The following is a 17,517-nucleotide window of genomic DNA, read 5'->3' as shown; positions in this document are numbered from 1 at the left end:
ACGCCGAGGAATCATGGAACATTTACTGACTGGATTGGCCGCACGCACGGGCCAAGGGGCCTTTGTGGCCGATCAATCGGGCCGTTATCACCTGCGGGTCGACACGCATAGCTTGTATTTGCGCCGTCAGGGCGATGATCTGGTGCTCTCCAGTCCACTGAACTGGCAGGTTCAGGCCCAATCCCCGGCGGATCGTGAGGTGCTTCTCAACTTGCTGGGCAAGGTTACCCGCTGGAGTCGGCATCATCCGCAGGGGCTGGCGACTGACGAACAGTCCAACCTCATCCTTGAGGCGCGGCTTGATCTGGGCACCCTCGAACTCGACGATCTGGAGCAGGCATTGACGGCTCAGGTCACCCTACTGGAAACGATCAAGCCAGACTTGCTGCTTGCAGGCCTTGAACCGCAGTGGAAACAAACGTTATGGCGTCCCTGAGTATTTCGCGATTCTTGAGTCTGGTACTTGCGTGGCTGTTGACCACTACCGCTTATGGTCAGGATCTGGACTGGCCAGCCATCCCCTACAACTACGTCGCTCAAGGTGAAAACCTGCGTGATGTCTTGGCCAATTTCGGCGCCAACTACGACGGTTCGGTAATTGTCAGTGACAAGGTCAACGACCAGGTCAGCGGGCGCTTCGACCTCAAGGATCCGCAGTCCTTTCTGCAATTGATGGCCTCGCTTTACAACCTCATCTGGTATTACGACGGGGCTGTTCTGTATGTATTCAAATCCACTGAAATGCAGTCGCGACTGGTCAAGCTGGAGCAAGTCAGCGAAGCCGAATTGAGGCAGGCGCTGGAAGCGGGGGGTGTGTGGGAACCGCGCTTTGGCTGGCGACCGGACATGAGCGGACGGCTGGTGTATATCTCCGGCCCTCCGCGTTACCTCGACCTGGTGGAGCAAACCGCCATGGCCCTGGAGCAGCAGCACGCATTGCGTAGTGAAAAGACCGGCGACCTGGTGGTGGAAATCTTTCCGCTCAAGTACGCGGTCGCCGAAGATCGACGAATCAAGTATCGCGAGGACGACATTGAAGCCCCCGGCGTGGCGACCATCCTCGCCCGGGTGCTGGGTGACGCCAACGTTGTGGCGGTCGAAGGGCAGGACAGTCCACGTTCGCCGGTGCAGTCCGGGCGTGCGGTGGTTCAGGCCGAGCCCTCGCTCAACGCCATCCTCGTGCGCGATACCAAGGAACGCATGCCGATGTACCGGCGCCTGATCACGGCGCTGGATCGGCCGTCGGCGCGTATCGAAGTCGGGTTGTCGATTGTCGACATCAACGCAGAAAACCTCGCCGAGCTGGGTGTGGACTGGCGCGTCGGGATCAGCGTCGGTCCTCGCCAGTTGGTCGACATCCGCACCAGCACAGAGAACCTCGGCGGGCCCGCGACGACCAGGGAGGCCGGTGCCAGTCTGGTGGACAGTCGAGGTCTGGATTTCCTGCTGGCGCGAATCACCTTGTTGCAGAACCAGGGCCGCGCGCAGATCGGCTCGCGGCCGACCGTGCTGACCCAGGAAAATACCCTCGCGGTGATCGATCACAGCGAAACTTATTACGTCAGGCTCATCGGTGAACGCGTGGCCGAACTCAGGCCTATCACCTACGGGACGATGCTCAAACTGACACCGCGGGTGATCCAGTTGGGTGACAAACCGGAAATCAGCCTCAGCTTGCACATCGAAGACGGCAACCAGAAACCCAATAGTTCCGGGCCTGGAGGTCTTCCGACCATCGCCCGTACCGTTGTCGATACCGTGGCGCGCGTCGGCCATGGTCAGAGTCTGTTGATCGGCGGTATCTACCGCGACGAACTCAGCGAGTCGATGCGCAAGGTGCCCTTGCTGGGCGATATCCCGTACCTGGGCGCACTGTTCCGTTTCAAGTCCAGCTTCACCCGCCGTTCGGTGCGCCTGTTTCTGATCGAGCCGCGACTGATCGACAACGGCCTCGGTCATTTCGTGGCGCTGGGCAGCAAGCGTGGCTATATGGACGAATTGCTCCAGGTCGATGAGTTGTCGAACCAGAGTCTGTCATTGCAGAAATTGCTCGGCACGACGCAGTGCCAGGCACTGGGGCAGGCCCGCGAACTGCAGCAGATACTGGCGCAGGCCGGCAAGGACTCTTCACTGACTGCCTGCGTTATGGGCAACGCCATCCCGGGTTGGCGCATTTCCGAAGGTGCCTGCGTCGAAGGTGTCGATCAGTGCGTTCGCGCGCCTGAGAAGCGTTGAAATGAGTTGGAAAATCCGTTTTTACAGCGGCCTCAACCAAGGGGTCGAAGTGCCGCTGGCCGAAGGGCGTGTGGTCATCGGCAGCGATCCGTTGCAAGCCGATCTGGTGCTGGTCGATGAAGGTATTGCGCCGGTTCATCTGGTGTTGGACGTCGACCCGCAAGGTGTTCGTCTGTTGGAGTGGGCCGAGGGTAATCAGCCGCTTCAGGGGGGCCAGCCGCTGGTGGGTGGCACTGCGTTGCAGGCGCTGGTCCGACAGGCTTGCGGGCCCCTGCTGTGGGCTTTTTGCGCTCAGGAGCGTCAGTTCAGCGAACAGTTGCCCATCGCTGCCAACCCCCAGGAACGGCGCGCGAAGCTGCCTCGGGCCTATTGGGGAGGACGACTGATGCTCGCCGTCAGCGTGTTGCTGCTGGTGGGTTTCGTGGGGTTGCTTGGCGGGCCATGGTCGGGCGGCAGCGGCGGTATGACCGGCGAAGATCCGCTGGTCGCGTTGCGCAGTTTTTTACGTGATCGCCAGTTCCAGTCCGTGCAGGTCGCGGAGCCACAGGCTAATGGCAGCATCACACTCACGGGTTACCTGGAAGATAACCGCGCGCGGTTGGCACTGCAGCAATACCTTGAACGCAGCACGCTGACCTATCGGCTCGATGTACGCAGCATGGAAGAAATTCGGCAGGGGGTGGAATTCATCCTGCAGAAATTCGGTTATCGCCAGGTACGCACGGTTAATGCCGATCAACCCGGCTGGATTCGCCTGACCGGCGAGCTGGCGTTGGAAGATGATCACTGGCTACAAATCGACAGCCTGCTCAAGGCAGACGTACCCGGATTGCTGGGCGTGGAAAACCGCGTACGGCTGGCCGGCTCGCACCTCAAGCGACTCGACCAGATGCTCGCGGATTTCGGCCTTGAAACCGCATTGGCCTATGACGACAAAGGCGAGCGCATCGAGATGCGCGGGCAGCTCGATGAGGCGCAACTCAACCAGTTCTATAAGTTGCAGCGTGAATTCCGTCAGGAGTTCGGCGCCCGCCCGGCCCTGGAATTACTCAGTCGCAACAAGCGCGCCAGTACCGATGAGCTGGAGTTCGTGGTGCGTTCGGTGTCTCTCGGCAAACTGCCTTATGTGGTACTGGGTGACGGTCAGAAATACCCGGTCGATGCGTCGACCCCGCAAGGTGTGAGGGTGTTGGCGATCAATGCCGACGCCGTGATTGTCAGTCGCGGCAAACAACAATTCATCATCAACCTGAAGGGAGAGCCACTTAGTGATGACAGCTTTGGAGGAGCGTCTGTGCGCCGCTGACGTGGATTTTGAGCGGCAGATTCGCGCGCAGTTGGAACAGGCCCAGGCCATTGGCAAGCGTCGTTTGATCAGCGGCGGTGAGCCTCGGCAATACCAGCAATGGCAGATGGAAGCCCAGGCAGTCGAGGCCGCCATCAACATTCTCAACACCCTCAAGGGAGCTTCGTAATGGCATCGATTTTTACCAATGACAGCGCCGTCAACACCCTCGACAAAGTCGCGGACAACCTCAAGGAACAGGCGAACAACGCCAACAAGGAAGTCGGTGATGCCATTGCGGCACTCAAGGAGGCCGCTGACAACCCGGCACTGCTGGCCGAGCTTCAGCACAAACTCAACAAATGGTCGGTGATCTACAACATCAACTCGACCGTCACGCGTTCGATGAGAGACCTGATGCAGGGCATCCTGCAGAAAATCTGATGATGGACAGTTCATTGAAAGGGCTGATGGCAGAACTAGCCCTGGCCGGTACCGGCCACCATTGCCACGAAGAAGCGCAACAGATTGCCAACTGGCTCGAGCAGGTTGAAGGGCAGGCGCAGGCTGCGTGCCTGATCCGTCTCTCCAGTCTGATGAATCAGGGGCATTACCAACAGGCGCTGGAGTTGGGCGAGGGTCAGCCCTGGCCGGAACTGGCACCCTGGCTGGCGTTGTGCGAATGGCGACTGGGCCTGGGCACGGCGCTGGATCGGCGTCTGGCCGGGCTGGCCGCGAGCGATGACCCGCGCCTGGTGCAGTTTGCCCAAGGCATGCGTAACCCGGAGGGGCCATGAACAAAATTGATGGGTCGTCCGCGCAGTTGCCACTGCGCAATGGACCGGATGCAAGACCCCCGGCGCCGGCCGAGCCCGCTCAGGTGCAGGCCTTCGAGGCGGCGATGAAGGGCCCTCCGGTGGCGACCCGGCCAGCGCCGGTCGATGCCGCTCAGCAACTGTGGTTGCAAGGCGCGAGCCTGACGACAGCCCTGACGGGAATGGACCGCACGCAGCAGCGCGACACCGTCTGGAAATGGTTTCGCGATGACCTGCCGGAGTCGGCCAGGAACCGTCGTTCCGAGCTGCGTGACTGGCTCATGGACGGTCTGTCGGACCGTTTGCTGGCGCATTTTCCGCAATCACGGGGAGGGCCTGAGCAGGATCGTCTGGCGCTCAAGGACCTGCTCAAGGAGCAGGCACCTTTTGGCAAGCAACAGGAAACGCTGTTGCTCTACGTACTGGGCGAGATCAAGGGGGTTGAGGGCAGCGAGTACCTGAACACCCTGGTGCGCAGCGAGTTGCAGATCCTGATCCCGACCAACGGATTGGTCAAAAACATGATGAGCTTCACCCACTCACCCGATCTGGAGTCGTGATGGACATTAGTCAGATAAGTCAGGCCGCGGTCACCAGTCTCGATGAACTCAAGAACCCCCAGGCCAGTGCCGGGCAAATCGCCGATTTCGAGCAGGCGATGGCCAAGGGCACCGAGAGTCTTGGGGGCAACCTGCTCAATGAAATCGGACAGATCAAAGAACGTTTCTCTCAGGCCAAGCACGACCTTGAAGTCGAGCTGTCGACCCCCGGTGATGACCCGAGCAGCCTGATGCAGATGCAGTGGTCGTTGATGCGCATCAGCATGCAGGAAGAGCTGATCGCCAAGACGGTCGGACGCATGAGTCAGAATGTCGAAACGCTGATGAAAACCCAATAAGGTGCTGCGTGAAGAGACTCAATCGAACTCTGATGTTGCTGACCGTGATGTTGCTCGCCGGTTGCAAGGTCGAACTTTATGCCGGTATCAGCCAGAAAGAAGGCAATGAAATGCTCGCGTTGCTGCGCACCGAAGGGATCGGGGCGTCCAAGCAGCCGGACAAGGATGGCAAGATCAAACTGCTGGTCGAGGAGTCGGATATTGCCGAGGCCATCGACGCGCTCAAGCGCAAGGGTTATCCGCGTGAGAGCTTTTCCACGCTGAAGGATGTGTTTCCCAAAGAAGGATTGATCTCCTCGCCGGTCGAGGAGCGTGCCAGGCTCAATTACGCCAAGGCCCAGGAGATCTCCCGGACCCTGTCGGAGATCGACGGTGTACTGGTGGCGCGCGTCCATGTGGTGCTGCCTGAAGACCGTGATGGTCTGGGCAAAAAATCTTCCCCTGCTTCGGCGTCGGTGTTTATCAAACATGCAGCCGACATCCAGCTCGACGCCTACATTCCGCAGATCAAGCAACTGGTGAACAACGGCATTGAAGGCCTGAGTTACGACCGCATCAGCGTGGTGCTGGTGCCTTCGGCGGACGTTCGGCAAGTTCCGCTCGCACCGCGTTATGACACGGTGTTCTCGATTCAGGTGACGGAAGCATCCCGTGGACGGTTACTCGGGCTGTTCGGGTTACTGGTCGCGCTGCTGCTGGTGAGCAACCTCGGTCAGTACTTGTGGCAGCGCAGCAGGGCTTCGTAATGACGTTGTTGCTGACGCCCTATCAACTGCGATTTTGCCCGGCCCGCTACATCCACCTTACGCGTGTTCCGCCCGCGCTGATGCAACTGACGGACACACTGAGCCATTGGCGTCAGCACAGTGGAATCAACGCCTGGCTGCTGAACGAGTGTTCGCTGGACATCGACTACGAGTTACCGCCGACCCTCGCAGGCCTCGCGTTCTTTGAGCAGGCTGCGCTGGAGAAGACCCTCGGTTACTTGGGCGCGCTGCTGCATGGCCACGCAATTCGCCAGGTACTGGACGCGAACAACCTGCGTCGGGTTCACGCGGTGATCGGCGAGGCAGGACATCGCTACTGCCTGGAGCAACTGGATCTGATCATAGGCGCCTGGCCGCAAGGCTGGCAGCAGCCATTGCCTGACGGTGAGCTCGGTGATTGCCTGCGCCAACGTGCGCTGGCTTTCTGGTTGCAGGCCTGCATTGACGTTGCACCGGGATTTGCCCGGCGCATTGCCTTGCGCCTGGCGCTCACCGATACCGCTGTGTCCGCACCCCCGGTGCAGTGGGCAGTGAGCAGTCACCAGCGTTCATTGGCCCAGGCGTTGTGCCTGAAAATCGCCCGACAAGTGAGCCCGCAATGCTTCCATTTATTGAAATAAAAGCCTCTGAAGTGCAGCTCGCGCCGGACCAGGTGTTGCTGCGCAGCCGCGACTATCAGGATTATCTGACAGCAGGCGAACTGGTCGAAGTGGCTCGCAAGCGCGCCGCCGAAATCGAACAGGCCGCCCATGATGTCTACGCACAACAGAAGGCATTGGGCTGGCAGGCCGGCATCGAAGAGGCACGTATTCGTCAGGCCACGCTGATTCAGGAGACGCTGTTGCAGTGTCATCAGTATTACCGTGAGGTCGAACAACAGATGAGCGACGTGGTGCTGCAAGCGGTGCGCAAGATTCTCCAGCACTACGACAATATCGAGTTGACGTTGCAAGTGACGCAGCAGGCGCTGTCACTGGTCAGCAACCAGAAGCAGGTGATCCTGCACGTGCAGCCGGATCAGGTGGTTGAGGTGCGCGAACAGATCTCCCGGGTGCTCAAGGATTTTCCGGAAGTGGGCTACGTCGAGGTCATTGCCGATGCCCGGCTGGATCAGGGCGGCTGCATTCTGGAGACCGAAATCGGCATTATCGACGCGAGCGTCGATGGTCAGTTGAGTGCTCTGGAGGCGGCCTTCAAGCAGGCGTGGCTGCACAAGGGCAGAGCCTCTGCGCCCGCCATCGACAGTGCTGTCGATGCGCCAGCATTGACGTTCTAAATTGACAAAAATACGCCCGATATTGGAAAAGCCAAAAAAACCGTTCCCTTAGTATTGGCTCCTGTAAAGGACCAACGTTTATTGGGAGCTATTATGCTAATTCCGTCCTCAGTCAACGCACTCGCCGGTGCCGCCAGGCAGCAGGAAGTCACCCCGCCGAAGGATTCGCAACCGGCCAAGGGCACCTTGTCCACCCAGGTTGTGGGTCAGAGTCTGATGGCTGCGCTCAAGACCACGATTGGCATTGCCCTCAGCGCGAAAGTGCCGGACATCAGCCGTGCCAGCCTGGTAACCCCACAGCCTGAAGGTGCGTCGCAGTTGATCGCCGATGCGGCGGGACAGCGCAAGGTTACGCTGCGCAGTTTCGAGAACGGCGTCACCGAAGTGCAACTGGCGCGGCCGCCGTTGACCACCCTGGTCCTCAGCGGTGGTGGCGCCAAAGGCGCGGCGTATCCGGGGGCGATTTCGGCGTTGGAAAACAAGGGTGCGCTAGAGGGCATCAAGAGTATTTCCGGTTCGTCGGCCGGGGCTATCACGGCCGCGCTGCTGGCGTCGGGCATGAGCGCCACTTCGTTCAAGACTCTGTCGGACAACATGGACCTGATCACCCTGCTCGACAGCAGTAAAGGCTGGTTGAGAAAAGTCCAGCATGTGATTTCCGGCTGCGCCAATGCGATCACCTTTGGCAGGATGGGCGTAGTCGGCAGCATTGTTCGTCTGCTGTACAACATCTTGCCACGTTCGGATTCCGAAGCGGCACCGCTGGAGAAAGTCCTGCGCGAGGAGACGAGTAAGTCGGTAATGCACCAGATCGCGGCTCATATGGACATCGCTGAGCAACCCGCCGTGAGAGCTATTGCACAAAAACTGGGGGCCGGCGGCGTGGTGACCTTCCGCGACCTGACTGTGCTCAGCCGATATATCCCACAGATCAAAGAACTGAGCATGACCGGCACGGCCATGTACGAAGGGCGTCCGCAGTTGGTGGTGTTCAACGCCGACCTGACCCCCGACATGGACATTGCCCGTGCTGCACACATTTCCGGGTCGTTCCCGCTGGTGTTCCAGAAAGTCGCGGAAACCGCGCACCCGTTCCAGGAACAGGGCGAAGTCACGCTGTTTCAGGATGGCGGTGTCATGCTCAATGTGCCGGTTCCCGAGATGATCAATCGGCAGTTCTCGAACAGCCCGTTGCGTCAGGCCGATAACCTCATCCTCAAGTTCCCTGAGGATCCGGTGGCACAAAAGGGGCCAGGCCGGGGGGCTATCAATGTAACGGAGGGTATCGTGGGTGCTCCGCTGGGAGCGCAAGCGGCACTGCAAGACCGAGGGCTCGCCGCGTTCGAAGATCAGACTGTCGTGGTGCCACTCAAGACCGAGTCGGGCGACTACAGCGGGATGCTGGGCGGAACCCTGAACTTCACCATGCCCGCCAGCGTCAAGAATTCGTTGCAGGCGTTATTGCAGAACGAAGTTGGTGACCACCTCGACAACCGTTTACAGGCCCGCGAAGCCCACACGTTTGCGACGATGGAAGGGGCGTTGCTGGCCCTTGATGACGAAATGCTTGCCAGTGTCGCGGCCCAGGATCCGGTGCGTACAGCAGACGTTGTGCAGTTCCGGCGGGAGGTTGGCGAGGCGTTATCCGGGCTGACGGTGGCGATCCTCTCGGCTGAAAACATGAAGCTGACCGATAACCTGCGTTCGGCCTTCTCGCGGCTGGATGCCTTGGCGACTACGCCGGAGCGCAAGGAATGGTTGAGCAAAACGTTGAACAACGCCGATAACACCGACCATCAACGCTTGCTCGGCGCTCTGCGCAACACGCCTGTGGAGTCGCCGGTACTGAAGGCGGCGGTGGACGAAATGCGCAAGCGCGATGTAGCGGTGATTGCTGAGAACATTCGCAAGGAAGTGATCTTGCCTTCCCTGTTCCGTGTCGGACAGCCGAAGTCCAACGTGGCGTTGTTGCGTCGCGTCGAGCAAAGCCTGATGCGTGCAACCACTCCGGCCGAGATCAATCGAGCGCTGGATGACCTTGCGGACAATTACGGCGCGCGTAACAAACCCTGGAGCAAGGCATTCAGTTCTACCACCGTCAACATGGCGCGGGCCTGGCGGATCAAGGAGTAAACCCTCATGACAGTTAAAGCATGGCTGGATCAATGGGATTTGGCGTTGCCGTCAGAGGCGCAGCAGACCTGCCGTTTGCGCGTGGGCGACGGGCCTGAGTTGTTGCTCGAGCGCACACCCGGCGGCTGGTTGATTGCATTGCGTCTGGGCGCGCTGCCGAGGACGCTGCTGCAGGGCGTGGTCCTGCAATTGTTGCAGGTCAACAGCCCGTTCTCGCTGCTTGCTCCGGTGCGGATGACGGCAGACATTGCAGGTGATCTGGTGCTGTGGGTCGAAGCGCTTGACGGGCAGGCAGACGTTGAGCAGTTGAACACCTGGTACGGCAAATTGCTGCAAGGTCATACCTTGTTCAGCTCATTGACCGAGCCAGGAGCGACGCTGACCGATGAGCCTTTGCGAGGCGGGGTATTTGTCTGAGCTGACTGTTTGAATGACATCGGGCCTTTGCTGGCCCGGTGTCATTTCAAGGTGGCGTCAACTCAGTGCGCAATGTCGGCAGCGACGTGGCGATTGCGTTGCAGGTAGATGAAAAATACAGCGGTCAGTACCGTCAGCACACCGACCAGCGCGCCAGTCCACGGCAGATCCGCCAGATCCGCGCCACTGGCCACCACCAGTCCGCCGATCCATGCACCGGCCGCGTTGCCGAGGTTGAAAGCGCTCTGGTTCAGCGTCGAGCCAAGATTCGGTGCTTCATGGGCCTGATCGATGATCAGCAGTTGCAGGATCGGGCACAGTGCGAAGGCAAAAATCCCCCACAGCACCAGGGTGATCGCTGCCGGCACCACCGAGCGGCTGGTCTGGCTGAATGCCGCCAGAATCACTACCACCGCCAGAGCCACACCCACCAGCGAAGGCAACAAACGACTATCGGCCAGACGCCCGCCGAGCATGCTGCCGCCGGTCAGGCCAACACCGAACAACAGCAGCATCACCGTCACACCGTGCGGGCTGACCCCCGTTATGTCCTGCAGGATCGGCGCGATGTAGGTGAACACACTGAACAGACTAGTCGACGCCAACACACTCATGCCCAGTGCCAACAGCACATTGACCTTGCCCAACACCTTGAATTCGCTGGCGAGGTTGGCCTTGTCCATCGCGATGTGTTTGGGCAGCCACAGCCACTGCGCGAGTGCCGCGATGACGCCGATCACCGAGACCGCCCAGAATGTCGAGCGCCAACCGGCGTACTGGCCGAGCGCGGTACCCAGCGGCACGCCGAGGACGTTGGCCAGGGTCAGGCCGGTGAACATCATGGCAATCGCCTGTGCGCGTTTGTTCGGTGCGACCAGTCCGGCAGCCACCACCGAACCGATGCCGAAGAATGCGCCGTGACACAGCGCCGTGACCACCCGCGCGGCCATCAGCGTCGCGTAGTTCGGTGCGAGAGCGCAGAGCACGTTGCCGAGGATGAACATCAGCGTCATCCCCAGCAGCGTGGCTTTGCGCGGCATGTTCGCCGTGCCGATCGCCAGGATCGGGGCACCGAACACCACGCCCAAGGCATAACCGGTGATCAGCAGGCCGGCATGCGGAATGCTCACGGCGAGATCGCGGGCGACATCGGGTAGCAGCCCCATGATGACGAATTCAGTGGTGCCGATGCCGAACGCGGCAACGGCAAGTGCAAGCAAGGCGAGTGGCATGCGCAAGGTCTCTGTCGGTAGTCTTGACGCTGTGATCAGGCATACGCAGGCCAACGACCGGTCTCGGGGAGAGAGCGGGGGCAGGCAGTCATTATTGGAATTTATCTGTGCGCAACTGAGTGCGGCGTGGTCGCTTGCAGTATAAACAGCTGCTGACACATCGCGAATCAATAATCTGACTATTCGACGACTCCCTACAGGGGGCTAATAAAAAAAGGAGTGTGTTTGTGCTGGCGACGGGTTTGGTGTTGGTGGCGGCGCTGCTGCATGCGGCGTGGAATACCCTGATCAAGTTCAGCGCCGAACGGCTGCTGGTGGTGGCGTGCATGGACACCGTGGCGCTGTTGTTCGTCGCCATTGCGCTGCCCTTCGTGAACTTGCCGCCGATGGAAATCTGGCCGTGGATACTCGCTTCGGCAGCCTTTGAATTGCTCTACCGCTATCTGCTGATTCAGGCGTATCGGGTCGGCGACCTGGGGCTGGTCTATCCATTGATGCGCGGTTTGTCGCCGCTGGTGGTGCTGGCGCTGACCCTGATCTTTGCCGGCGAAGTACTGACCACCCAGCAGATCTTCGGGATCATGCTGATTCCCTTTGGCATGGCCTGTCTGCTCTGGCAGGGCGGTGGCGGCAAGCATCTGCCGTGGTCGATGTTGCCGGTGGTTGCACTGATCGGGCTGTGCATCGGTTGCTACACCTACATCGACGGTCAGGCGTTGCGGCGCTGGTCGCACCCGCTGGACTATCTGGTCTGGGTCACGCTGCTCAGTGCCTGGCCGTTTCCGTTGCTCGCATGGGTGGCCAAGCGCCCGGCGTTTCTGCAGTTCTGGCGTGAGCAATGGAAGCTGGGGCTGGCGGTCGGATTCTGCGTGTTGTTCAGCTACGCTCTGGTGCTGTGGGCGATGCAGTTGGGCTCGATTGCAGAAGCGGCGGCATTGCGCGAGATCAGCGTGATTCTGGTGGTGCTGTTTGGTATGCGCTATCTCAAAGAACCTTTCGGCCGGCCGCGGCTCTTAGCCTGTGGGCTGGTGCTGATCGGCATGCTGGTGATGAAGTTCTGACCGCTCGCGAATTCTATAACTCGAAAAAAGGACGGCGTTATGACGGTGGCTCTGTGGTGTGTGTTGATTGCGATTTTCTTGCCATATGTGTGCACAGGCGTGGCGAAAGCCGTGGGTGGCTACCGGCTGAGTGACAACCACGATCCTCGCGATTTTCTGGAAAGTCTTAACGGTGTGGCTCGGCGCGCGCATGCGGCGCAACTGAACAGCTTTGAAGTGATGCCGGCGTTTGCCGCTGCGGTGATTGTTGCGCATCTGGTGGGGACGGCACAGTTGGTCACAGTGAATGTGCTGGCGGTGCTGTTCATCACCAGCCGCCTGCTTTACATCATTTGCTACCTGGCGGACTGGGCGATCATGCGGTCGCTGGTGTGGTTTGTCGGGATGGGATTGATTGCTTCGTTCTTCTTTGTGTCTGTCTGATTATTGGTGTTACTGCTGGCCTCATCGCGAGCAGGCTCACTCCTACAGGGGGTACGCATTCCAAATGTAGGAGTGAGCCTGCTCGCGATGGCTTTCTAACTGCCGCCGCTAATCTGCCGAGTTACTTCTTCTCCGTGTCGGCAACCTGCGGCACTTGCGGTAGCGCCGCGCCTTTGGGCCAGAGCATCCAGATCTGTCCCTGCTGTTTCATGTCCCCGGCCAATTGCCCGGCCGCGTCGCCGGTGCCCCAGAACAGATCCGCACGCACCTCGCCGGCAATCGCGCCGCCAGTGTCTTGCGCCGCCACCGGACGCACCAGTGCCGTGCCGTCCGGGCGGGTAGTCGACAGCCACAAAAGACTGCCCAACGGAATCACCTTGCGGTCCACCGCAGCGCTATAACCGGCCGTCAGCGGCACGTTCAGCGAACCGCGAGGGCCTTCATTGCTGTCCGGGTTGCGAGTGAAGAACACATAACTCGGGTTGCTGCCGAGCAGTTCCGGGATCCGCGCCGGATTGGCTTTGGCCCAGTTGCTGATGGCGTTCATGGTCACGTCTTCTTTCTTCAGTTCGCCTTGCTCGACCAGCCAGCGGCCGATCGGGCGATACGGGTGACCGTTCTGGTCGGCGTAGGCGATGCGCAGTTGCTTGCCGTCCTGTGTCTGAATGCGCCCGGAACCCTGGATCTGCAGGAATTGCAGGTTCATCGGATCGGTCAGGTAGGCAACCACCGGCGCTTTCACGCCTTTGGACTCGATGGTCGCCGCATCGTCGTAAGGTTTCAGCACGCGACCTTCAAGGCGACCGCGCAGGCGCTTGCCTTTCAACTCGGGATAAATGCTGTCCAGCGAGACGATGATCATGTCTTCGGGGACGCCGTACACCGGCACGTTCGCCACATCGGTGGGCGTCAGGCTGCCGGGGTACACCGGTTCGTAATAACCGGTGATCAGGCCGTTGGGGTTGTCGTTTTCAGCGCGCAGCCCGTAGACGTCGAGGTTTTGCTTGAGAAACGCACGAATCTCGCCAGCGCTCTGTGGCACGTTGGCCGCTGCCGCACAGGTTGTGCCCCAGACCGGGTCGGCCTTGAGTCGGGTACACGCACTGCGCCACGAGCCGAAGCCTGCGACCAGATCACTGTCGGATACCGCCGGCAGTGCTTCCCAGGTTGCGCTGGAATAAGTCGCCAACGCATGGGTTTTCGGCTTGGCGCTGTCGCCTCCGGTGCAGCCGGCGAGAATCGCCAGCAGGGGCAGGGTTGCGATCAGTGGGTGACGCCAGGCCTTGAAACGGCTGTTCATGGAGTGATTCCTGTGCCGGTTGCCCGAGTGCTCCATGCGCTCGCACAACCCGTATTTTTAATAGGGCTATTGGTGTTTGGCGGTGACGCAGGGATACTGGCCGCCGAATTCCGTGACCTGAAGCCACCATGACTCTCAAACGAATTGCTGTTGTATTGCTGGCCTGTCTGACCTTGTCCGCCTGTGGCGGTGTCGATCCGAACTCTCCGCTGGGGCAACGCAAGGCGATCTTCAAACAGATGCTCAAGACCGGTGAGGATCTGGGTGGCATGTTGCGTGGACGCATTCCGTTCGACGGGCCGAAGTTTGCTGAAGGTGCGGTGAAGCTTGATGCGTTGTCTCATGAACCGTGGAAGCATTTCCCGCAGGTTCGCGAAGAAGATCACACCAGTGCCAAGGACGATGTCTGGCAGAAACAGGCGCAGTTTCAGGAAATGGCCCGCACCCTTGAAGCGGCCACCGGTGAATTGGTGATCGCCAGCAAGGTTCAACCGTACAAGGCCAGCAACCTCGGGCCTGCAGTGCAGAAAGTTGAAGATGCCTGCAGCGCTTGCCATAAACAGTTTCGGGATCATTGACTGGGACTGCCGTGACCGCTGAGATATTCAGGAATGCTCAGCAACTGTGGCGAGGGAGCTTGCTCCCGCTGGGTTGCGCAGCAGCCCCGAAACCATTCAACCGAGTTGTTTCAGTCGGACTCGGTTGGCCGGATTTACGACGGCTGCGCCGCCGGGCGGGAGCAAGCTCCCTCGCCACAGGGTTCTTCACCTGGCCACACTTTCAGTGCTGCTGATTATTTATCGATTTCGTCCAGCGCTTCCTGCAGTTCCTTACGCGATTCGGCGAGTTTGTCTTTGCGTTTGTTGATCTTCTCGGGATCGCCTTTCTTCATGGCTTTGTCGAGGTCAGCCTGACGTTTGCTGACTTCGTGCTTGGCATCAAGCACTTTGTTTTCACGCTCTTTCTTCAGGCCAGCGTCGGTGCAGTTCTTCGTCACTTCATCCAGTGCCGTTTGCAGTCCGGCCTGCTGATCGGTGTTGCCACGGGATTTGGCCTGTTCGATCTGGTTCATGATGCCCTGCTTCTTTGCCGCGCAACCGGTGAGGCCCGGAGCGTCTTCGGCAGCCATCACGGGTGCGGCCATGACGCCGCAAAGAGTGAGCAGGGCGAGCGGTGTGAGAAATTTCATAAAAGCTCCATGTGCAAAGGCAATCAGGTCGGTCGGGCACTGCGCTGTTGGAGCGCCTCGGCGGCCGTTGGGTTCCCGGCGCACCGGGATTGCATGTTCAGAAGCCGTCGATACCGGCGGCGTGTAAGGTTTGACTCAAGGCCAGCACCTGCGGGTCGCGAAAAAATGCGCTCAATTGCGCCGCGCGACCGGGGCCGATGCCGGCTTCTGCCTGCCATTGTTCGGTGTCACGTTGTGCCAGTGCCTGCCACGACTCAGCCAGTCTTGCCCCACCTGTTGGTGGCAAGCCCAGTGCCTTGAGCCACTGTGCGAATGGTCGTTGGCGGGCGCTGTGAAAACTGTAGATCAGGCGCTCACTGCTGCGGTCGCCGAAGCCGGCAATGTTAGCAAGCTCTGGCGCGTCGAGGGTCAACCAATCCAGCAGGTTGTTCAGGCGGCCTGTTTCGAGAAGTTTCTCCCAGGTGCCACGACCGACATGTTGCATCGCCAGTCCGTGTTTGCCACTGAGCCAGGTCAGGCGCGCAAGAAACTGGCTTTCGCAGCCGGGCGTCGGTTGCCAGCAGCTCAAGGCATGGAAGTCGCTGGCGCTGGGGATATTGATGTCCGCGCGTTCAGTGGCGCGCAACACAACGCCGTCGAGTCGCGGAATCGTCAGCCCCGCCAGACTGATCGCCACCTGATCACCGGGACGGATGTCCAGTTCCACCCAACGCTTCAGCGAACCGGTGCTGACCCGTTTGATCTGGCGGTCATCAAGCATTACCGGTGTCAGTTCCAGCACCGGGGTGATGCGCCCGGTGCGCCCGACCTTGAAATTGACTTTGCGCACGTCGGCCAGCGCCTGGGCGAACGGATACTTCCAGGCGATGGCCCAATAGGGCGCGCGGGCCTGCCAGCGTTCGGCGGCTGGGCGCTGGCTCTGGCGCAAAACCACTCCATCGCTGGCGAACGGCAGGGGCGAGCGATACCAGTGATCACGCCATTTTTGCGCATCGGCGAAGTCGCTGACGGGGTGGCTGTAAGGCTCGGTGGCGGGGAAGCCCAGTGTCGCCAAGGTCGATAACCTTGCAGGCAAGTCCGCAGGGCCTTGCGGCCAGTCCCAGACAAACAGACCAATCTCGCCGGCGTGTTGGTCATTCAGGGATTTTCGTCCCATCAGCCCGGCCACCGTGGCGCGGGCGTTGACGCTGCCGGAGCGGGCCTGCACATGCTCGTTCAGGCGCCAATACAGCTCGCCCTGCACCAGCAGATCCACGGGTTGCGTCAGTCGTTGCGGAATCGCTTTGATCTTGCGCGCCGATGCTGTCCAGTCGTGCCCGTTGACCCCGTCGCCGCGACTGATTGCCTGGTGCAAAACACCAGCGCGATAAATCAGTGTCACCGCGACGCCATCGACTTTGGGTTGTACCCAGACATCCTTGCGGCCTCGAAGCCAAGTTTGCACAGCCTCGGCTTTATGCAGCTTATCGAGGCCGGTGTGAGCGATGGGATGTGTCACGGAACCAGAGGCCGAGCGTAAAGGTTCGATTGCCGAGGGCAAATCAAAGCACCGTAGCCATTCACTTAGACGCAAGCGCGACTGGTCGTAGAGTTCGTCGGCAATCAGCGAGCGGCCTTCGCGGTGATAGGCATCGTCCCACTGGTCGATCTGGTGTTGCAGGGCGGTGATTTCGGTTTTTGCTTGAGTAATTGGCCATTTCGGGCAATCGGCGTGGGCGTTGAGGGCCGCACAGGCCAAGAGGGAAACGAACAACAGGCGAAGCGTGGCAAACATCGTGAGCGTCCTTGCTCAGGGGGAATGCTCGAAGGTTAGAAGACGAAATGAAACTCGGCAGGTAGGGTGTTTTGCGGGGTGTGTCTGGTCGGGAAGTGATGTCGATCCGGCTGGCCCCTTCGCGAGCAGGCTCGCTCCCACAGGGGCGGGGGCGAATTCAAAATCGAGTTTCAGGCATGAAAAAGCCCCGCAAGGCGTGAACCGTGCGGGGCTTTTTGTACCGCCGGGGAAAGCTTACAGACCAGCAGCAGAACGCAGAGCGTCGGCGCGGTCGGTTTTTTCCCAAGTGAAAGTGGTGAAGGTGTCTTCGCCAACAGTCTTGGTCTCTGGAGCGCGACCGAAGTGGCCATACGCTGCAGTTTCCTGGTACATCGGGTGCAGCAGGTCGAGCATGGTGGTGATTGCGTATGGACGCAGGTCGAACACTTCGCGGACCAGTTTGATGATCTTGTCATCGCTGATCTTGCCGGTGCCGAAGGTGTTCAGCGAGATCGAAGTAGGCTGGGCCACACCGATCGCGTAGGAAACCTGAATCTCGCAACGCTCGGCCAGGCCGGCAGCCACGATGTTCTTGGCAACATAACGGCCAGCGTAGGCAGCCGAACGGTCAACTTTCGATGGATCCTTGCCGGAGAATGCGCCGCCGCCGTGACGGGCCATGCCGCCGTAGCTGTCGACGATGATCTTGCGACCGGTCAGACCGCTGTCACCT

Annotated in this window: 21 protein-coding genes; 16 read left to right on the top strand and 5 right to left on the bottom strand. The window is 60.1% G+C overall.

Features of this window, described 5'->3' with window-relative positions; all coding sequences use genetic code 11:
• The first annotated feature begins 13 nt into the window (after positions 1-13).
• The 13 genes from ACIOWE_RS13735 to ACIOWE_RS13675 all read left to right on the top strand — a co-directional run bounded on the left by ACIOWE_RS13735 (position 14) and on the right by ACIOWE_RS13675 (position 9,826).
• Positions 14-436: a YscB family type III secretion system chaperone gene (locus ACIOWE_RS13735; protein ID WP_401392112.1), complete on the top strand. Its 423-nt coding sequence runs from the start codon at positions 14-16 to the stop codon at positions 434-436.
• A complete protein-coding gene (gene sctC, locus ACIOWE_RS13730) occupies positions 424-2,235 on the top strand; it encodes a type III secretion system outer membrane ring subunit SctC (RefSeq protein ID WP_401392109.1) in 1,812 nt (603 codons plus the stop codon). Before ACIOWE_RS13735 ends, sctC begins: the two co-directional genes overlap by 13 nt.
• Before the next feature lies 1 nt (position 2,236).
• Positions 2,237-3,541, top strand: coding sequence for a type III secretion system inner membrane ring subunit SctD (sctD, locus tag ACIOWE_RS13725; RefSeq protein ID WP_401392106.1), 1,305 nt, complete (start codon positions 2,237-2,239; stop codon positions 3,539-3,541).
• Entirely contained in the window at positions 3,507-3,710 is a 204-nt protein-coding gene (locus ACIOWE_RS13720; RefSeq protein WP_401392103.1) for an EscE/YscE/SsaE family type III secretion system needle protein co-chaperone, read from the top strand. The genes sctD and ACIOWE_RS13720 overlap by 35 nt, the downstream gene beginning before the upstream one ends.
• Positions 3,710-3,964, top strand: coding sequence for a type III secretion system needle filament subunit SctF (sctF, locus tag ACIOWE_RS13715; RefSeq protein ID WP_095187057.1), 255 nt, complete (start codon positions 3,710-3,712; stop codon positions 3,962-3,964). The genes ACIOWE_RS13720 and sctF overlap by 1 nt, the downstream gene beginning before the upstream one ends.
• The gene (locus tag ACIOWE_RS13710) at positions 3,964-4,317 is read left to right on the top strand and encodes a YscG family type III secretion system chaperone (RefSeq protein ID WP_401392100.1); all 354 of its coding nucleotides are present in this window, start codon (positions 3,964-3,966) and stop codon (positions 4,315-4,317) included. Before sctF ends, ACIOWE_RS13710 begins: the two co-directional genes overlap by 1 nt.
• Positions 4,314-4,895 carry a YopR/YscH family type III secretion effector gene (locus ACIOWE_RS13705; protein WP_401392097.1) on the top strand — a complete coding sequence of 194 codons (582 nt, stop codon included), beginning with the start codon at positions 4,314-4,316 and terminating at the stop codon, positions 4,893-4,895. The genes ACIOWE_RS13710 and ACIOWE_RS13705 overlap by 4 nt, the downstream gene beginning before the upstream one ends.
• Positions 4,895-5,233, top strand: a complete 339-nt coding sequence (sctI, locus tag ACIOWE_RS13700) for a type III secretion system inner rod subunit SctI (protein WP_201231573.1) — start codon at positions 4,895-4,897, stop codon at positions 5,231-5,233. The genes ACIOWE_RS13705 and sctI overlap by 1 nt, the downstream gene beginning before the upstream one ends.
• The gene (gene sctJ / locus ACIOWE_RS13695) at positions 5,230-5,979 is read left to right on the top strand and encodes a type III secretion system inner membrane ring lipoprotein SctJ (RefSeq protein ID WP_401392283.1); all 750 of its coding nucleotides are present in this window, start codon (positions 5,230-5,232) and stop codon (positions 5,977-5,979) included. The genes sctI and sctJ overlap by 4 nt, the downstream gene beginning before the upstream one ends.
• Positions 5,979-6,620 (top strand): Yop proteins translocation protein K, encoded by a 642-nt coding sequence (locus ACIOWE_RS13690; protein ID WP_401392094.1) that lies wholly within the window; start codon positions 5,979-5,981, stop codon positions 6,618-6,620. Before sctJ ends, ACIOWE_RS13690 begins: the two co-directional genes overlap by 1 nt.
• On the top strand, positions 6,599-7,276 hold the full coding sequence (locus ACIOWE_RS13685; protein ID WP_401392091.1) for an HrpE/YscL family type III secretion apparatus protein: 678 nt from the start codon (positions 6,599-6,601) through the stop codon (positions 7,274-7,276). Before ACIOWE_RS13690 ends, ACIOWE_RS13685 begins: the two co-directional genes overlap by 22 nt.
• 93 nt (positions 7,277-7,369) lie before the next feature.
• A complete protein-coding gene (locus tag ACIOWE_RS13680; protein ID WP_401392088.1) occupies positions 7,370-9,409 on the top strand; it encodes a patatin-like phospholipase family protein in 2,040 nt (679 codons plus the stop codon).
• A gap of 6 nt (positions 9,410-9,415) precedes the next feature.
• Positions 9,416-9,826 (top strand): CesT family type III secretion system chaperone, encoded by a 411-nt coding sequence (locus ACIOWE_RS13675; protein ID WP_201231570.1) that lies wholly within the window; start codon positions 9,416-9,418, stop codon positions 9,824-9,826.
• A 62-nt stretch (positions 9,827-9,888) separates the two neighbouring features.
• Here ACIOWE_RS13675 and ACIOWE_RS13670 read toward each other — a convergent pair whose 3' ends face one another.
• Positions 9,889-11,058, bottom strand: a complete 1,170-nt coding sequence (locus ACIOWE_RS13670) for an MFS transporter (RefSeq protein ID WP_401392084.1) — start codon at positions 11,056-11,058, stop codon at positions 9,889-9,891.
• Between the two features lie 227 nt (positions 11,059-11,285).
• Here ACIOWE_RS13670 and ACIOWE_RS13665 point away from each other — a divergent pair, with 227 nt between their 5' ends.
• Both ACIOWE_RS13665 and ACIOWE_RS13660 read left to right on the top strand, forming a co-directional pair.
• Positions 11,286-12,119, top strand: coding sequence for an EamA family transporter (locus ACIOWE_RS13665; RefSeq protein ID WP_201236476.1), 834 nt, complete (start codon positions 11,286-11,288; stop codon positions 12,117-12,119).
• Between the two features lie 39 nt (positions 12,120-12,158).
• Complete coding sequence (locus ACIOWE_RS13660) at positions 12,159-12,542, top strand: MAPEG family protein (RefSeq protein WP_401392080.1); 384 nt, start codon at positions 12,159-12,161, stop codon at positions 12,540-12,542.
• A gap of 121 nt (positions 12,543-12,663) precedes the next feature.
• On the opposite strand, the gene ACIOWE_RS13655 is transcribed toward ACIOWE_RS13660, so the two are convergent.
• Positions 12,664-13,842: a murein transglycosylase A gene (locus ACIOWE_RS13655; protein ID WP_201236478.1), complete on the bottom strand. Its 1,179-nt coding sequence runs from the start codon at positions 13,840-13,842 to the stop codon at positions 12,664-12,666.
• Between the two features lie 128 nt (positions 13,843-13,970).
• Here ACIOWE_RS13655 and ACIOWE_RS13650 point away from each other — a divergent pair, with 128 nt between their 5' ends.
• Positions 13,971-14,420, top strand: coding sequence for a cytochrome c (locus ACIOWE_RS13650; RefSeq protein ID WP_103304271.1), 450 nt, complete (start codon positions 13,971-13,973; stop codon positions 14,418-14,420).
• 215 nt (positions 14,421-14,635) lie between these two features.
• On the opposite strand, the gene ACIOWE_RS13645 is transcribed toward ACIOWE_RS13650, so the two are convergent.
• The 3 genes from ACIOWE_RS13645 to ACIOWE_RS13635 form a co-directional block, all read right to left on the bottom strand.
• Positions 14,636-15,031, bottom strand: a complete 396-nt coding sequence (locus ACIOWE_RS13645; RefSeq protein ID WP_201236479.1) for a DUF1090 domain-containing protein — start codon at positions 15,029-15,031, stop codon at positions 14,636-14,638.
• A gap of 97 nt (positions 15,032-15,128) precedes the next feature.
• Entirely contained in the window at positions 15,129-16,805 is a 1,677-nt protein-coding gene (gene ligB, locus ACIOWE_RS13640; protein ID WP_401392076.1) for an NAD-dependent DNA ligase LigB, read from the bottom strand.
• Positions 16,806-17,039: 234 nt separating this feature from the next.
• The coding region (locus ACIOWE_RS13635) for a methionine adenosyltransferase domain-containing protein (RefSeq protein ID WP_401392073.1) at positions 17,040-17,517 on the bottom strand (478 nt) is incomplete at its 5' end.

It is taken from the genome of Pseudomonas sp. NPDC087598, assembly GCF_044743525.1.
Classification (GTDB): Bacteria; Pseudomonadota; Gammaproteobacteria; order Pseudomonadales; family Pseudomonadaceae; genus Aquipseudomonas.
The sequence above is the reverse complement of the archived record's forward strand: the minus strand, read 5'-3'. Positions and strand labels throughout refer to the sequence as shown.

Coding starts and splice junctions, on each gene's coding strand:
- ACIOWE_RS13735 (WP_401392112.1), top strand. CDS start 14: ATGGAACATTTACTGACTGGATTGGCCGCACGCACGGGCCAAGGGGCC.
- sctC (WP_401392109.1), top strand. CDS start 424: ATGGCGTCCCTGAGTATTTCGCGATTCTTGAGTCTGGTACTTGCGTGG.
- sctD (WP_401392106.1), top strand. CDS start 2,237: ATGAGTTGGAAAATCCGTTTTTACAGCGGCCTCAACCAAGGGGTCGAA.
- ACIOWE_RS13720 (WP_401392103.1), top strand. CDS start 3,507: ATGACAGCTTTGGAGGAGCGTCTGTGCGCCGCTGACGTGGATTTTGAG.
- sctF (WP_095187057.1), top strand. CDS start 3,710: ATGGCATCGATTTTTACCAATGACAGCGCCGTCAACACCCTCGACAAA.
- ACIOWE_RS13710 (WP_401392100.1), top strand. CDS start 3,964: ATGATGGACAGTTCATTGAAAGGGCTGATGGCAGAACTAGCCCTGGCC.
- ACIOWE_RS13705 (WP_401392097.1), top strand. CDS start 4,314: ATGAACAAAATTGATGGGTCGTCCGCGCAGTTGCCACTGCGCAATGGA.
- sctI (WP_201231573.1), top strand. CDS start 4,895: ATGGACATTAGTCAGATAAGTCAGGCCGCGGTCACCAGTCTCGATGAA.
- ACIOWE_RS13690 (WP_401392094.1), top strand. CDS start 5,979: ATGACGTTGTTGCTGACGCCCTATCAACTGCGATTTTGCCCGGCCCGC.
- ACIOWE_RS13685 (WP_401392091.1), top strand. CDS start 6,599: ATGCTTCCATTTATTGAAATAAAAGCCTCTGAAGTGCAGCTCGCGCCG.
- ACIOWE_RS13680 (WP_401392088.1), top strand. CDS start 7,370: ATGCTAATTCCGTCCTCAGTCAACGCACTCGCCGGTGCCGCCAGGCAG.
- ACIOWE_RS13675 (WP_201231570.1), top strand. CDS start 9,416: ATGACAGTTAAAGCATGGCTGGATCAATGGGATTTGGCGTTGCCGTCA.
- ACIOWE_RS13670 (WP_401392084.1), bottom strand. CDS start 11,058: ATGCCACTCGCCTTGCTTGCACTTGCCGTTGCCGCGTTCGGCATCGGC.
- ACIOWE_RS13660 (WP_401392080.1), top strand. CDS start 12,159: ATGACGGTGGCTCTGTGGTGTGTGTTGATTGCGATTTTCTTGCCATAT.
- ACIOWE_RS13655 (WP_201236478.1), bottom strand. CDS start 13,842: ATGAACAGCCGTTTCAAGGCCTGGCGTCACCCACTGATCGCAACCCTG.
- ACIOWE_RS13650 (WP_103304271.1), top strand. CDS start 13,971: ATGACTCTCAAACGAATTGCTGTTGTATTGCTGGCCTGTCTGACCTTG.
- ACIOWE_RS13645 (WP_201236479.1), bottom strand. CDS start 15,031: ATGAAATTTCTCACACCGCTCGCCCTGCTCACTCTTTGCGGCGTCATG.
- ligB (WP_401392076.1), bottom strand. CDS start 16,805: ATGTTTGCCACGCTTCGCCTGTTGTTCGTTTCCCTCTTGGCCTGTGCG.